At 49.9% G+C, this 14273-nt stretch carries 11 protein-coding genes; 2 read left to right on the top strand and 9 right to left on the bottom strand.

Going from position 1 to position 14273, the window contains the following annotated elements; genetic code table 11:
- Positions 1-573 precede the first annotated feature (573 nt).
- Both EKM87_RS01230 and EKM87_RS01225 read right to left on the bottom strand, forming a co-directional pair.
- Complete coding sequence (locus EKM87_RS01230) at positions 574-2094, bottom strand: ABC transporter permease/substrate-binding protein (RefSeq protein ID WP_125680997.1); 1521 nt, start codon at positions 2092-2094, stop codon at positions 574-576.
- A gap of 1 nt (position 2095) precedes the next feature.
- Positions 2096-3028 (bottom strand): ABC transporter ATP-binding protein, encoded by a 933-nt coding sequence (locus EKM87_RS01225; protein WP_125680995.1) that lies wholly within the window; start codon positions 3026-3028, stop codon positions 2096-2098.
- Between the two features lie 303 nt (positions 3029-3331).
- Here EKM87_RS01225 and EKM87_RS01220 point away from each other — a divergent pair, with 303 nt between their 5' ends.
- A complete protein-coding gene (locus tag EKM87_RS01220) occupies positions 3332-3745 on the top strand; it encodes an Lrp/AsnC family transcriptional regulator (protein WP_125680993.1) in 414 nt (137 codons plus the stop codon).
- A gap of 119 nt (positions 3746-3864) precedes the next feature.
- Positions 3865-5100 carry an ArgE/DapE family deacylase gene (locus EKM87_RS01215; protein WP_125680991.1) on the top strand — a complete coding sequence of 412 codons (1236 nt, stop codon included), beginning with the start codon at positions 3865-3867 and terminating at the stop codon, positions 5098-5100.
- Between the two features lie 691 nt (positions 5101-5791).
- Here the strand turns inward: EKM87_RS01215 and EKM87_RS01210 are convergent.
- The 7 genes from EKM87_RS01210 to EKM87_RS01180 form a co-directional block, all read right to left on the bottom strand.
- Positions 5792-7945, bottom strand: coding sequence for a WxL domain-containing protein (locus tag EKM87_RS01210; RefSeq protein WP_125680989.1), 2154 nt, complete (start codon positions 7943-7945; stop codon positions 5792-5794).
- A gap of 12 nt (positions 7946-7957) precedes the next feature.
- Positions 7958-8989 (bottom strand): DUF916 and DUF3324 domain-containing protein, encoded by a 1032-nt coding sequence (locus EKM87_RS01205; protein ID WP_225428368.1) that lies wholly within the window; start codon positions 8987-8989, stop codon positions 7958-7960.
- A gap of 63 nt (positions 8990-9052) precedes the next feature.
- On the bottom strand, positions 9053-9709 hold the full coding sequence (locus EKM87_RS01200) for a WxL domain-containing protein (protein ID WP_125680988.1): 657 nt from the start codon (positions 9707-9709) through the stop codon (positions 9053-9055).
- Between the two features lie 236 nt (positions 9710-9945).
- Complete coding sequence (locus tag EKM87_RS01195; protein ID WP_125680986.1) at positions 9946-10608, bottom strand: hypothetical protein; 663 nt, start codon at positions 10606-10608, stop codon at positions 9946-9948.
- An 897-nt stretch (positions 10609-11505) separates the two neighbouring features.
- Positions 11506-12888, bottom strand: coding sequence for an amino acid permease (locus EKM87_RS01190; RefSeq protein ID WP_125680984.1), 1383 nt, complete (start codon positions 12886-12888; stop codon positions 11506-11508).
- Between the two features lie 284 nt (positions 12889-13172).
- Positions 13173-13691 (bottom strand): GNAT family N-acetyltransferase, encoded by a 519-nt coding sequence (locus EKM87_RS01185; protein WP_125680982.1) that lies wholly within the window; start codon positions 13689-13691, stop codon positions 13173-13175.
- A gap of 25 nt (positions 13692-13716) precedes the next feature.
- A complete protein-coding gene (locus tag EKM87_RS01180; protein WP_125680980.1) occupies positions 13717-14160 on the bottom strand; it encodes a flavodoxin domain-containing protein in 444 nt (147 codons plus the stop codon).
- Positions 14161-14273 lie beyond the last annotated feature (113 nt).

The raw sequence follows: 14273 nt of genomic DNA, 5'->3' as shown, positions 1-14273 counted from the left end.
ATTTACTATCCGCCCGCATAGCGGGTGGTTTTTTGTTTCGCACGCTTTAGCGTGCTCAACCGGGCCTAAAGGCATAAAAAAACGCGCTCATCCCAGAACTAATTGCTTAGTTCTAGGGACGAACGCGTCGTTTTACCACCCTAATTCACACAGCCTTCACAGACTCTGCCTCAACGGTACCAATTGATACCCGGAAAGTTAACGGTTCCTACCGATCAAGCAGCGTGAACCGCTTGATAGCTATCGGGAGCTCATCTTCATGGCTAACCACTGGCCCGTTTCCACTTACCGGGCTCACTGAACAGCGGCGTCGTCACTACTCTTCTCCTAGCTGAGATTATGACAATTCGATTAGAAATTAATGATAAGTTTATGCTCCGGCCTCATAATTGTCAAGTGGTTTTTAGGAAAGGGCCACCACTTTGCCAAAACTCTGATGGCTCGCTAAATATTCGTGAGCCACACGCATATCTTGTAAGGCAAACACTTTAGCCGGTCGACCTCATGTACCGTCAATACTTCTGGACCGCCGGAATGTTCTACGACAATTGCTTTCATTTTTGACAGTTCTCTCTAGTTCAACAAACCGTGACTCTTCAAGTAGTCCCGCGCAACGGTTGCGGCCTTCTCGTGCTTAACGGTCACCCGGTAATTCATTTTCTGCATGTCAGTTGTTGACACCTTACCGGCTAACTTGTTCAACGTCGTCCGGAGTTCCGGATGCTGCGTCAATAATTTTTCCGTCATCAACGGTGCGCCCTGATAAGGTGGGAAGAACTGCTTGTCATCCTTCAAGACCACCAAATGGTACTCCTGAATCTCGGGATCGGTCGTGTACCCATCGACCAGGTTGACCTTCCCATTGGCAATCGCCTTGTAACGAATGGAAGGTTCCATCGTCTTGGCACTGGCAAATTTAAGATTGTAAGCCTTACTTAATCCAGGATAGCCATCCTTCAGTTGATAGAAGTCCGGATCAAACCCAGCGTGAATCTTATCTTCAACGGCCACTAAGTCTGAAACGTTCTTTAAGTTGTAGGTCTTCGCAAACTGTTTCGTCACTGCCAAATCGTACCCATTTTGGTACTTCATGGGCTTCAGGTAGGCGAGCTGTTGTTGCGATTTGAGCGCTTGCTTCGCCACCCGGTAAGTGGTCGCCGGATTATGACTCGCTGACTTCTGCCCCGTCACTAGCGACTCCAGCACCGTTCCAGTAAACTCAGGATAAATATCGATGGAACCTGACTTCAAGGCCTTGAACAGGAAACTGGTCCCACCAAAGTTGGCCTTGGTGCTGACCTTCATGTTGGGGTGGTCGTTCTCAATCAGGTCCTTGTACATGTTGATCAGAATCTCGGGCTCGCTGCCCATCTTCCCGGCAATGGTAATGGTCGTTTCTGGTTTGACCAACTTACGATAGCCTGCGAAGCCCCCAATTAAGACCACCAACGTGGCTAAGATGATGCCGACTTTTTTAAACGACAGCCGACCCAACCAGTCGATTGCAGCACCAAAGACTAATGCCAAAATGGCGGACAGGACGGCCCCAATAATCAGTAACGCGTTATTGTTGGTTTCAATCCCCAACAGAATGTAGGTCCCTAAACCACCGGCACCAATCAGGGCAGCCAACGTCGCGGTCCCAATGATCATGACCATGGCGATACGGATACCCGAGATGATCATTGGCAAAGCCAACGGCAACTCAATTCGAAATAATTTCATCCGGCGGGACAGCCCAAACGCCGTCGCCGCTTCTTCCAGGTTCGGATCAATCGTCGTTAACCCGGAATAGGTATTTTGAAAGATGGGCATCACTGCGTAGATCACTAAGGCAATGATTGACGGAATCGTCCCGATCCCCACGATGGGAATCAGAATCCCCAACAATGCTAGACTGGGAATCGTCTGCAAAACACTGGTGATCTGCAGCATCACGTTGGCTGACCGCTTGTGATTCATCAAGACGATAGCCAGGGGAATGGCAATGACTGCCGCAATCAGTAGCGAAATCAGGGACAACCCAATATGCTGGCCAATGGCGTGAACGATGTCCCCACCCTGGGTCTGCAAAATATGCATAATCTGTTGCAAGCTAGTCCGCCTCCTTCGTGGCTAAATAGTCCAATAAATCTGGCGTCGTCAGCGACTGGGACCCAGTCGGAGTCGCCACCACGACCGCACTGGCCGTTTGCAACGCTGCCGCCAAGTCACGTACTGGTGCTGTAACTGCCAACGTTGCTGGCGTCGTGACCGGCGTCCCGTAACCCGCATCCAATAGAGTCTGCACGGTTAATACTTGGGGCGCGTGCTCATTTTCAAAGAAGCCGCGAACAAAGTCGTTAGCGGGATGTTGCATGATTTCTGCACTCGTTCCCACCTGTTGAATGTGTCCCAACCGCATCACCGCAATGTGTTGGCCCAACCGCAAGGCCTCGTGCATATCGTGCGTCACGAAGACAAAGGTCATGTCTAATTCATGATGAAGCCGGAGAACCAAGTCCTGTAACTGTTTTCTGGAAATCGGGTCCAACGCACTGAACGGTTCATCCATCAAAACGACCTTGGGCTTAATCGCTAATGCCCGAATGATACCAACTCGTTGTTGTTCCCCACCGGACAGTTCACTGGGCATCCGGGTCGCATATTTATCCGGATCCAAGTCCACCTGTTGAAGGAGCGTCCGGGCTCGTTCGATTCGTTGCTTGCGGGGCCAGCCCAGTGATTCTGCCTGAATGGCAATGTTATCTTGAATCGTTAAATTAGGAAATAACGCAATGTTTTGTAGGACATAACCCATCTGTAACCGTAACTGGGTCAGGTCATAGTCGATCAACCGTTTGTCATTGAAATAAATGTTGCCGTCGGTAGGCGCAATCAAGCGGTTGAGCATCTTGAGGGTGGTCGTCTTCCCACTCCCACTGGGACCAACCAACACAAAAAAGTCCCCCGTCGGAATGGTCAGGTTCAGATCATCGATGGCTTGGTTACCGCTGTAACGCTTACTAACGTTTTTAAATTCTATCATGTTGACCTCCGACCAATAATTTTTACAAATAAATTTCCGGACTCATCTGCCGCTTAAACAACTTGGACAGGTCCTTAAACTCGCAAGGTTACCGGAGAATCAAGGCATTTTACACCATCTCAGCCGATACCCCTGCTGTCTGTGCATAGGGTCAATTATACAAATGTTCACCCCATAACCGAAGTAAACAGCTTACAAAGTTTTTCTCAGCAGCATTGTCTACTTTACACGCCGAAGTAGCGACTGTTAATATTAAAATGAAAGAGTTTTAGCCCCGAAAACTTAGAAAACAAGGTGTTCACCATGTCAGACGAAATTGATCTTGCCATTATCAAAGAACTTAACCGTGACAGCCGCATCAAGGTCAGCCATCTAGCCCAGCTGGTCCATTTGACCGCGCCGGCAGTTGCCGCTCGGATTCAACGGTTAGAAGATACGGGGGTCATCACCAACTATACGATTGAAGTTGACCTCGACAAGGTGGGCTTGCCCCGCCAAGTCTTTATCCAAGTTGCCGTCCAAGCCCAAAAGCAGTCGGCCTACCTGGCCTTCATCAAGACGCACCACAATGATTTCCGCCACCACTACCGTACAACTGGCAAGTTTGATTACCTCCTGGAGGGTGCCTTTCCTGACCGACACGTGTTGAACGACTTTCTCGTCCACCTCAACCAATTTGCGACCTACCAAGTGATTGACGTAATCGACGACATTTAACTGCGTAGTTTCTTGACCCTTCCCAGGAAAAGTGCTGTAATCAAAATGTACACAATTGTTTCTTTCCTTAATAGGTTATAGTATCCAGAATAAATTTCAAATCTAAGGTGGTATACAACATGGATGAAGTAGTCCAAGCATTAAGCGATATCATTAAATTAAATACGGTCAATGGCCACGAAAAATTGGTCGCCGATTACCTCGCAGATTTACTAAAGCAACATGGCATCGACAGTCGAACTTACGCCTACGAACCCGACCGGGTCAGCCTGGTCGCCGAAATTGGTGACGGCAATGGCCCCGTCGCTGGGTTCGATGGTCACGAAGACATCGTCGCCCTGGGTGACGCCGCCAAGTGGCAAGTCGACGCGCTGTCCGCCACCATCAAGGACAACATGATGATTGGCCGGGGAACGTCCGACATGAAGTCCGGCTTGATGGCCGGGGTCTTCGCCATGATTCATTTGAAGGAACAGAACGCGCCACTTCACGGAACGTTCCGGTTAATGGCCACGGTTGGGGAAGAATACGGCCAATACGGTGCCAAGCAGCTGTCTGAGGAGGGCTTTGCTAAGGACCTCGACACGTTGATTGTCGGTGAACCTAGTGGGGTCAACAAGCAATTACTGCTGCAAAAACAGATTCAATTTATGCTACAAATCAACGAGGACGGCGCCAAGAAACTCTTAAACGCCAACCAAACCGGTGAACAACACTTCATTGAACTGGCCCACAAGGGTTCTTTGACCTACACGGTTCACTCCAAGGGTGTGGCCGCCCACAGCTCAATGCCAGAAATCGGGAAGAACGCCATCACACCACTGATGGCCTTCTATCAAAAAGAAGAGGACTACTTTGCCTCCATCAAGGACTATCGTAACCCCGTCTTGGGGGCAATTACGCCGGTCGTTACCATGGTTAAGGGTGGCGAACAGATCAACACGGTTCCCGCAACCGCCGACCTCTCCGTTAAGATTCGGACCATCCCCGAACTGCCAAACGCTGACATCACGGTCGCTATCAAGGCCATCATCGCCGACTTAAACGCCGCCGGTGCTGACTTAACGTTGGAAATTCACAGTGATTTACGGCCAATGCATACCATGGAAGATACACCACTGGTTCAAGCTGCTAAGGAAATTGGGAGCACTGAACTACAACAGGCTTTGCCATTGATTGGCGTTCCTGGTGGCACCGATGCCTCTTCATTCTTGGCAGCCAACCCCGACATCGACGTTATTGTCTTCGGGCCGGGTAACATCACGGCGCACCAGGTCAACGAATACGTCGACCTCGACATGTACCACCGGTTCATCACCATCTACGAAAAACTCGTCACGAAACTGTTGAGCTAGGGTTTGTTGATATTGGCCGCCTTACCGGTCACCGCCGTTTCTGGAATGGTTGCCTGTACTCCGGCGACCAGGGATTCCGCTAGCTGTGGGGACGCTCCAGACTGAGGAACGGTCTTCCGACTCGATTTGGAGCCGCTAAAGACCAGCGTCTCAAATGTCGCCCGTACTGTAAACTGGAAAACTACCAGTTAACACCACTTTCACTGCCAGCTCCATCCCTGGTCGCCTACGACAAATGTGTGGCGTTGTTTGATTTGGGCATTGGCATTCTACAAAATACCTAGCTTAAATTTGGAACAAGATAATCGTGCCATTTCGCTGAGGGAATCAGCCCAGTCCTGACGAAAACAACTAAAACAAATTGCCGATTAGCCACCAATGTAGCCGTAGGTTGCCAGGGCAGGTGTCAGCAGTGAAAGTGGCGTTAGCTCGGTGGTTTTCCGAGGTTACCCCACGGGACGAGCTTGGAAACACGCGCACTTGGCGTGGTTTCAAGTCGAGGAGTGAGACCGCACTGTGGCTCACTCCGATCCCCACAGCTGGCGCCTGCCCTGGCAACCGAAGACGGCAATCAGCGGATAACAATATAAACAGAAAAGGGTCACGGCAAAACTGCCGTGACCCTTTTAAGACCATTCAGTGAGGTGCTATTCAGAATACCTTCTGGCACTTGCCAATGGCAATATAAAGACTAGTTAGGTGCGTCCAACAACGTCCAGGTAATGGTTCCTTGGTAGTCACCAGCAGCGGCGCCACCATTTAGTTCCAGCAGAACTCCGGTATCCGGTGTCCAAGTCTTGGCAACGTCAAACGTGCCATCATCGACAGCGTCATCCGTGGTGTGCGTTAGGACCGGCGTTGGCGTCTCGCCAAGTGAAATCACCCGAAAATCGTCGACGTAGACTGGTTGTCCCGACATCGCTGTCCCATCACTGGTGGTAAACTGCGATGCCTGGGCGACCAACGTCCATTGTTCACCGGTTCCCCGGGTATCCGAGATAGCAAGTTGCCAATCACCCCGACGCTTAACGAACTGGGTCTTCCCCGTTAGCTTGCTGGCCTCGAACGTTTCGTTCGGCGACACAGCCGCAAACTTCAATTCCCCAGCCACCGTAATGGGGACAATCACCGTTTGGGAGGTATCTCCCAAAAATGATTTGGCCACCAACCGGAGTCGGTTGGTCCCGGCTTGTAGCTGATTACCCGCTAACGGAATCTTGAAGGTCCCATCCTTCTCAACCGTCACCGTGTTCAGTTGCTTACCATTTAGAACTGGGCGAACCGTGACCTTAGGCGATGTCGCTGTGTTGGAAACAACGTCCACTCGCCCTTTGACCGTGGTGCCCTCGCCCTTGTTCAGACTGGTAGCGTGGTTACTGGTTACCGTCAGCTCAAGATGTGCGTTCGGATTGATGATAAATTGGGGGGTATCTGCCGAACTGATTCGAGCTGAAGAGGTAAACGAGCCACTCGCTGCCGGAACGACCTGAGTTTCTTTGACGGTATCCGCCCGACCTAGCAATTTAATGGTCGCGTGCGCATTGCTCTGACTCAGGCTCTCTGCCAACCGAATGGCCAGCTTGCCATCCCGAATACTATCCAGCGGAATCTTCTGAGTCGCCCCGTGACTATAGGTCACCTCAGCTGACTCATAGGTGATTCCAGTTGGAAGATCAATGTGCGTCTGAATATCCGACCAAGGCTGCTGGCCATCCTCATAATCAAGGTGATAATCCACTTGTAGCTTATCATTACTGAGAACCTGACTATCCGTGGTCAGTTTCCGCTGCCGTTTAACATCCGTGATTTCACCAGTGGTGTTGACTACGATCAACCCCGGGATGTTTTCAAAGACGACCATATTGTTCTCGTACCGGTCGGTCGTCGTCGCGGTAAAGCCCCAACGTGCCCGATTACTCCGCTGCGGATCAATCTTCTTGGTGTCAATGTGAACCGTCTGGCTCTTCCCAGGGAGCTTAGCTTCCGTCACTGGATTCTTGTCGTCAAAGATATAGGTCATGTTCTCGGCCTTGGCATCCCACTTCAACGTGAGATGATGCCAGCTACCATTCGACAGGAAGTCCGGATGATTGGTATCGGTAATCAAGCCCTGGTGAATCAACTGGTAGTGGTAGTCCTTTTTGCTAAAGAGACCGCCCCAGAAACCATAGTCCGTCACGAGTTGTTCATACGAAGAAGCCTGTGCGGGGTAGTTCGAGGCAATATGGACGCCCGCCATCCCAACGTCAAATGAGTTGGCATTGCCAGGCGCCTTGCTGCCCGTCACCCCGTTATATTGCGTGTCAAATTCCAGTGCCCAACTATTCTGAATAGCCGTCGCCGCAATCCCGTTTTTAGTTGACTGGGCCTTGTTGTTATCAACGCCCCAGACACCTAACGTTTCACCAGGAAGTGCCTTCTTTTTTACAGAAGACTGCGGCATCGCTGCCAAATTACGTGAATCATTCTGCAGGACAAACGCCATGCCCTCACCGGCTAATTTCCCTCGGTTCCCCAAGTATAGCCACGCGGACAGCCGTTGATTCTTCTTTAGATTCCAATAGCCAGAATTCGTGGACCAAATTGATCCAAACTGATTCTTGCCGTTCGTTAAAACAGCGACTTGCGTTCCTGGTGAAGCAGGATTCTCGCCGTTCACAATGGTCGCCGAGCTCTTATTAGTCGTGTCCGTTGTTAAGAACGGGTTTGTCTTGTTGATTAAAATTCCTTGTGGCACTGTTGCCAGCGCCTGCTTGTCATCATTATCAGCACGGGCTGTGATCACACTACCCCCAAGACAAACGGCTAGTAGAATCAAGCCAGCGCTCAACCACCGTTTGAACAACTTTCATCCCTCCTATTTTGCTGATTTTTCCCGACGATTGCGATAGAGCAGGTAGCCAATGATGGCTAACAACATCGCAATCAGTAAGCCTAACAAGGCATAGAGCAAGTAGTTTGGCTGCTTAGCTGGTGTCAGAACAGTCTTGTTCAGCCGCCGTACCGTCTTGTTAGCAATCGTAAAGTTCCGCGCGAACTGCCAATTTTGCCCGTCCGCCTTAGCCGCTAAGTGGAGCGTGTACCGACCAGCTGGAAGGTTCTGGTTCCCCCACGGAATGCCGAAGTTAAAGTTACTATTCGGGGCCATCCCCAGATTAGCTTGTTGCTGCCTGATCAAGGTTTGGTTGGAATTCACTTTGGTAACGCGCGCATTGATCGTGAGTTGCTGCATAATACCGGGCTGGGGGTTTTGCAAATTAGCCGTAATAAAATTGCGTCGGTTGATTTGTACCGCTTGGATCTGGTGTAACTGCATGTCTGGCACTATCGTCAATGGACTCTCCCGCAGGCGAATCCCGATGGCGTACGCAAATGCGTTATTGAGCAAGATTTTCGCCGCGGATTTCTTATGCGTCTTTGACGGCACTTGTTCAACGTAGACCCCACCAAGAATAATGCCCCGCAGCCGCTTTGCAGGCATGGTGTAGGTGAGATACACCCGTTTCTGAGTATTTGCTGGAACCGTGACTTTCTGATTCGACCCCTTCGTGAAGATGTCCTTAGTGCCCACCTTCAGTGAGGGATCTAACTTAGGTTTCAACTGACTGTAGTCGATCACCCCGTTATCGTTGGTGACCGCTTGATTCACACTGACCAGGTACTGCTGGCTGCTATTACTGGTGTTATTGATCAGAACTGCCAAACGTTGATGTTCTTTCGGCTTAACCCGCAAGGCAAAATAATTGGCCTGCGCATCATCCTGATTGCTTGGCAAAATTGCTCTGACGGAATAGCCCACACTGTCGGCAGCGGCCGTTGGTAATTTCCAGGCCAGCACCAAAAGTGCTAACCCAATTGCGAGCAAAAGTTTCAGTCCTCGTTTCATCATCGCTGACTCCCCCCATCAGTCGTCAGGAAAATTAACGCCATCCTCACCGAATAGTCACTGCACCTACTGTGGTGTGTCGCTCAACTGCCAGGTCATCGTCGAGGTGTAGGTACCACCTAATTGCCCAGCTGGAACAGCTAAGTTGATGTCAGCGAGACCATAATCGGCGGTCCAAACACCCAAGCCACCCTTAGTAGCAGCAGAGAAGACGATTTGATTCGTCCCGGTGCCGTTCAGAGAGGTGCTAGCCCCAGCCGTTGGTGCAGTCGATGGGTTGCCGGTGTTAGCGGCAGCGACGTCAGCCGCCCCCAACGATAAAACAGCGCCACCCAAGGTGTCCCCGGCTGTGTCCGTAAATGGCGTGTTCTTCAATTGAACGCTCCACCCACTAGGTAACCCAGGGTTGGAAACTTGGACGGGGTTGTCCGCTGTTACAGCCTTGTAACTCCCATTGGCTTTACTGTTAGGCGTTACATTGGTGCCAAAACCGATGTTCGGTGCAGAATCGAGAGAAATCGCTGCAGTGGGACTCGTATCAAACTCGGCCGTGGTGGTCGTGGTCTGAGAGGTTGGTCCCGCTGAACTACTAGAACTGCTACTTGCACTAGTTGAAGATGTGTCGGTAGTTGCCGCAACAGCTGGAACTGCCGCGATAAATCCGGCACCTAATCCTAAGACAGCTAGGCTACTCAGCAGAGAAATCTTTAGTCTGCGAGTCATCATACTCACTCCTCTAAAATAATATCGTGATTACCAGTTTTAGAGTAAACGAGTAGCTCCGGTAATGGTTGAACCACCCGCTAGTGACTTACCTAACTTGTTCCATGCCGACCACTTTGTCCGCCGACTGTCTGACCGAATAAACCATTTCTAGCTCCGACGCTTGATTCAATGAAGATAATAACTTGTCCAAAATAAAAAGGCCAGCTTTTCGCTAGTCTTTCGTATCTACACATTTAGTCATGGAAGTCGCCCACAGTTAAGGCCAACAACCCATTTAACCATTGACGGACTGGTTCGTCCGCAGAAGCCGCCACCTGGAAACCCATTGGTCCAAAGAGGGCAGCCACCGCTGACCACTGGACCTCGCCGGCAGTCAGGAAGCTCTTAGTAAGCCGCTCACGCTGTTCAACGGTCACTGGTGTAGCCATGACTGTGAGTAAGTTAACAGCTATCTGGTCGGCCACCAGGGCCTTCCAGGCGGTCGCCGTTAACGGCGTGATAATTTGCCGCGGGGTGGCTAGTGGCACCGCGGGACCCTCCCGCAGGAGGAACTTCTGCCAACGCATAACCTGTCCCAATAAAATACCGTAAAACTGCCAGGGAACCTGATTCCCAATGCGCTTCAAAGTCGTGGCTGAAATCGCGGCAATGTCCCACTGAACCTGTTGCTCTCCCTGGGCTAAAGCGGTCTCCAGCCATTCACTGAAGAACCGCTGAACCGTGGCATCCACCAGTTGGGGTAGTTTTCTCCCCTGAACCAGGTGATAACGGGCCAGCAGAAAGTCCTCCGTCTGCTCCCAAGTGATGGTGCGACTGGCCTGCGACTGTTTACGCCGGTGCAATTGTCGGATTTTTTTGATGCGACTAGATTTACCATAATTTCCGGGTCGACTCATGTAAGTTACCTCCAAATTTAACCATGAATGAAATAAATTTTGACATCCCCTAAAGTGAGATGCGCCGTTCGTTGATTGTCTTAGTTATCTTACCACTAATCATCCGTAACTAGAGGCTGAATGCTAAATTAGACGTTCCGGCGGCCAGGGAGGTAGCCTGCTGTGGGGACGCTTCAGCCAAAGTACGGGCTTCTCGCTCGATTTGAAGCCACGAAGGCCCCCGTGTCTTCAAAGTCGCCCGTGCTGTAAGCTGGCCAGCCAGCTAACACCACTGTCACGGCCGGCTCCCTTCCTGGCCACCTCCGCTCTGATTGCGACCTAACGTTGTCACCATTGAAGGTCTTAGGTGGATCACTCTTTATGAGCTAACTGGTAACAACTTTGTGGTCATTACTACTAAGTTAAGCCGAGAAACCGCCAGACATCGGCTACTCTAAGTTGCCTAAACTAACACGCTAATATCGCTGGTATAACCAACTTAATTGCCCTTTACCAATATTCAACCGTCCGTCCACCAAATAAAAAGGACCCGCCCGTCAGCTACAGAAAAATCAGTAGCGACTCGCAGATCCCGTTAAATGACACCTAAATTGTGGGACTAACAACGCGGCTAATCCAGTCTAAACAACCGAAAGCAAGACTAGCACAGTTGATAAGCCACTACTAAGTAGCGGTTACTCACCAACGTAGCCGGAGGCCGTCAGGACTGGTGCCGGCTGTGAAAGTGGCGTTAGCTCGGTGGTTTACCGAGGTTACGCCACGGGACGAGCTTGGAAACACGCGTTCTTGGCGTGGTTTCAAGTCGAGGTGCGAGACCGCACTGTGGCTCGCGCCGGTCCCCACAGCAGGTACCAGTCCTGGCGGCCGCAGGCGGCCATTTGAACTAATTTGAACTAATTAGTCTTGCTTGTTCTGTTGCTTAGCCTTAGCAGCTTCTTTAGGCTGGAACTTCACGAAGTAGATCACGGTCATAATGGCCAAGAAGACCACCCCAACGAGGATGGAGATCCGCGTCTCAGGGTTCAAGAACATGAAGAACAACGTAATAACCAGAAAGACTAACGTCACGTAGTTTGAGTAAGGTGCCCATGGCATAGTAAATGGGTGATTGACCAGTTCGTCGGCCTTCTTCTTTCGGAAGTCAATTTCACTGATCAAGATCACGAACCAAGGAATCATCCCAGGTAAGACACTAGAACTATAAACCATCACGAAGATTTGGCTAGCATCCTTGTAAATCAGTGGCAGCACCACGTTTAAAACGACCCCAATACCAATACCAAGAGAAATCGCAATAACTGTGATGTAAGGCACACCATGCTTGTTCAGCTGAACGGCCTTTTTAGGTAACTGACCTTCTTCAGCCAACGTGTAGGCCATCCGACTGGCACTGTAAATCCCGGAGTTCGATCCGGACAGTGCGGCCGTGATAACCACGAAATTGATGATGGAAGCAGCCGCCGTGATCCCAATCTTAGCAAAGGTTTGCACGAATGGTGACCCGACAGAGTTCAGTTCGTCCCAAGGGAAGATGCTGACAATCACGAAGATGGCCCCAACGTAGAAGATCAAAATCCGGAACACAGTGGAACGAATAGCCTTAACCAACGTTTCCTGTGGATTTTGAGCTTCACCGGCGGTAATCCCAATCAGCTCGACCCCTTGATACGACGCTAGCACGATGGCAATGGCGTAGATAAAGCCTTTCGCCCCACCGGTAAAGAATCCGTGCGTCCATAAGTTACTAATCCCTAATGGATGGCCACCATTCCCAAAACCAAAGAGAATGACGCCTAAACCAACGATAATCATCAAAATAATCGTGACCACTTTAATGAGTGAGAACCAAAATTCCAGTTCCCCAAACATCTTAACGGAGACTAAGTTGGCGATACACAGGAAAGTGATTGCCACTAACCCCGGAATCCATTCCGGCAGGTTTGGCCACCAGAAACGGAAGTAACCGCCCAACGCAATCATTTCACTCATTCCAACGACGATCCACTGGAAAATGTTACTCCAAGCGGTCAGGTAACCAAAGACGGGGTGCATGTATTCTCTGGCAAACGTGGAGAATGAGCCGGTCGTAGGGTGGACGTACAACATTTCACCCATAGCCCGCATAATTAAATACAAAAACATCCCAGAAATTATGTACGCCAGTAAGACGGATGGTCCCGTCCATTTAATAGTGGAACCGGACCCCATAAATAGTCCGACACCGATTGTTCCACCCAACGCAATCATCTGCATTTGGCGGGCAGTTAGTTTTCTTTGCAATCCAATTCCTTCTCTCTATCTAATTGATTAAAAATTAAAGCTTCATGAGAAAATGCTACCTGATTTCTGCACATTTCGCAAATTTTTCTTCGAAATATGCCACGATATCATTAATTTAATATATTGGCCATTATGCAACAGAACCCGGTTATATTCAATGATTATTTAGCTAAAAGATTATGCCCCTAATCGATTAATTTTTTGGCCAATTTCCAATGAAAGCTTGCCCCCTTTAGGCTGCAACAAAAAAGCATTACCAGATTTTCTCTGATAATGCTTTGTGATTAGAGTAACTTTTCATAAACGTAGCAATAGTCAGTTGGTTGATAAACGCCAACAATTTTACCGACCCGCTTGAAGCCAAATTTTTCAATTAAGTACTGCATCTTCGTATTGTCCCGGTGGGTATCAATCCGGATGCTATCAGTCGTCGAATGGTTCTCGGCAATGTAGTCGAACAAATCGCGGAACAATTGAGAGGCGTAGCCCTTCCCTTGATGATGGGAGAAAATGGCGACCCGGTGAACCGTCACGTACTTGTCAGAAGGTCGTAACCATTCACCTTCCATTGTGTCATACGCGTGGTCGGGAGCCTCGTTGATCACGGCAACGCCCAACGTTTCGTGGTCATCACTGTTATAAATAACGGCCCGGCCATCTTCGATATCCCCCTTGATAATGTTGCGGTTAGGATAATCATCCTGCCATTGGTCGATACCTGCATCGGCCAGTTGCTGCTTGCCATCTTCAATAATATCGCAAACTAAATCTAATTCTTCCATCCGTGCTTTACGTAAATACATCTTGTCTTCACCTCGTCATTAATTCCTAAGCTAAGCTGGCCAATACGTTCTGAGCTAGCTGATCCAGACGTTGATAGTCTGCGTCGTCAGGATCTTGATCAATTTTAACGCTGTCTGCGACTTGTTCACCGTTGCTAGAATTGAATTGAATGGTTAAATAGTCAACGGCTCGGCCAAAGTGGATATGGCTCTTCGAACTCGATCCACAGACAGCAAATTTTGTCCGTTCGAGGTCGACTTTCTTCAAGTCTTCAAAGAAGTCCTGGGCTTCGTCCGGAAGATCGCCGTCGTGATAAGTATAGCTCACCATGATGACAGCGTCTGCTTGCGTTAAGGCAAAGGCATCGACCTGCGAGATTTCCGTGATCACTGTCTGTGCCCGTGATGCAAGCTGGGCCTGCAAGTGCCCAGCAATGGCCCGATTACGGCCGGTTTGACTAGCAAAAATTATCTGAATTGAAGGGGTCATAAGTTTAAATTTCTCCTCGAGTCTAGAATTCGTTGGCGGGCCAAACGTCAGACTGGGGCCCACTAGAAACTGCTAAATATTATAGACCTTTTTGGCCCATTACCCCAGTAAAA

It is taken from the genome of Levilactobacillus yonginensis (assembly GCF_003946265.1).
GTDB lineage: Bacteria > Bacillota > Bacilli > Lactobacillales > Lactobacillaceae > Levilactobacillus > Levilactobacillus yonginensis.
Note: the sequence above shows the minus strand (reverse complement) of the source record. Positions and strands in the feature narration are given on the sequence as shown.

Excerpts from the sequence above, each read along its gene's own strand:
- EKM87_RS01225 (WP_125680995.1), bottom strand. The coding sequence starts at position 3,028 with ATGATAGAATTTAAAAACGTTAGTAAGCGTTACAGCGGTAACCAAGCC.
- EKM87_RS01220 (WP_125680993.1), top strand. The coding sequence starts at position 3,332 with ATGTCAGACGAAATTGATCTTGCCATTATCAAAGAACTTAACCGTGAC.
- EKM87_RS01215 (WP_125680991.1), top strand. The coding sequence starts at position 3,865 with ATGGATGAAGTAGTCCAAGCATTAAGCGATATCATTAAATTAAATACG.
- EKM87_RS01205 (WP_225428368.1), bottom strand. The coding sequence starts at position 8,989 with ATGATGAAACGAGGACTGAAACTTTTGCTCGCAATTGGGTTAGCACTT.
- EKM87_RS01200 (WP_125680988.1), bottom strand. The coding sequence starts at position 9,709 with ATGACTCGCAGACTAAAGATTTCTCTGCTGAGTAGCCTAGCTGTCTTA.
- EKM87_RS01195 (WP_125680986.1), bottom strand. The coding sequence starts at position 10,608 with ATGAGTCGACCCGGAAATTATGGTAAATCTAGTCGCATCAAAAAAATC.
- EKM87_RS01185 (WP_125680982.1), bottom strand. The coding sequence starts at position 13,691 with ATGTATTTACGTAAAGCACGGATGGAAGAATTAGATTTAGTTTGCGAT.
- EKM87_RS01180 (WP_125680980.1), bottom strand. The coding sequence starts at position 14,160 with ATGACCCCTTCAATTCAGATAATTTTTGCTAGTCAAACCGGCCGTAAT.